The organism is Myxococcus faecalis (genome assembly GCF_050039385.1).
In the GTDB taxonomy this organism is placed as follows: domain Bacteria; phylum Myxococcota; class Myxococcia; order Myxococcales; family Myxococcaceae; genus Myxococcus; species Myxococcus fulvus.
In genome coordinates, this window is the sequence record NZ_CP144336.1 from 9,817,398 (window position 1) to 9,818,184 (window position 787).

The 787-nt window shown below is 64.4% G+C and carries 1 protein-coding gene; it reads left to right on the forward strand.

All coding sequences use genetic code 11. The features are described from left to right. Positions 1–153: 153 nt before the first annotated feature. Complete coding sequence (locus VZQ01_RS39315; protein ID WP_426746196.1) at positions 154–540, forward strand: hypothetical protein; 387 nt, start codon at positions 154–156, stop codon at positions 538–540. Positions 541–787 lie beyond the last annotated feature (247 nt).

Genomic DNA, 787 nt, shown 5'->3' on the forward strand with positions numbered 1-787 from the left:
AGGCGAGTGGGTTGGGGGAGGATCATGAGATGGCGTCTCTCGATGAGGCCGTCGAGAGGGTTCGTGGGTATTTGAAGTTGGGGTGACGAGATGACTTCGGGGAACGTGGTGGCAGGGAAGTCGTGAGTCGCGAACGCCTGAGGTGATTCGTTCATGGAACCCCCCACCTATTTCGGTGCGTGGTGCCGGATGCGGCCAGGCACTCGCACGGACGTCGTGAAGTGGTTGATGAAGGCGCGTCAGGTGAACGTCGCCGAGGCGCTCGAGACCGCGCGCTGGATCGATGGACTCAGGGGATGGGTCCAGCTCTGCTCCACGTGTGGCTGGACGGAGGCGACCGAAGCCGTGAGGAACCTTCCGTTCTTCGCTGCGCCTGGCTCGGGCACCGTCATGGAGCTGGATTACGCCCCGTGGGACGGCATCGGCCGCTGTGAGAATCATGGTGTCGGCCATGTCAGCGACCGTTGTCCCGTCTGTTCCGGCCGGTATGCGATGTCCTCGTCCGGCGGCGCGTTCTTGGTTCGTGAAGGCGAGCCCTGAACGGGCGCTTCCGCGCTGAAGAATCTCGAGAGCCCCGAGGCGTGAACGCAGTCGCGGTTGACCCGCGACGCCACGCCGGAGGTGTGTCCGCGCGCCTCGATTCCCGCTCCCGTGAGGGAAAGCGGAAGGCCTGACGACCTCAATTAATGGGTGGCCCCGTATGTGGGTAGGTGCGTCTCGATTGTCGGGAAGTGGGCGGCGTGCAGGTGGGGGTTTCGGAGTTCGTGGTTCGTCGGTGGGAGGGGCT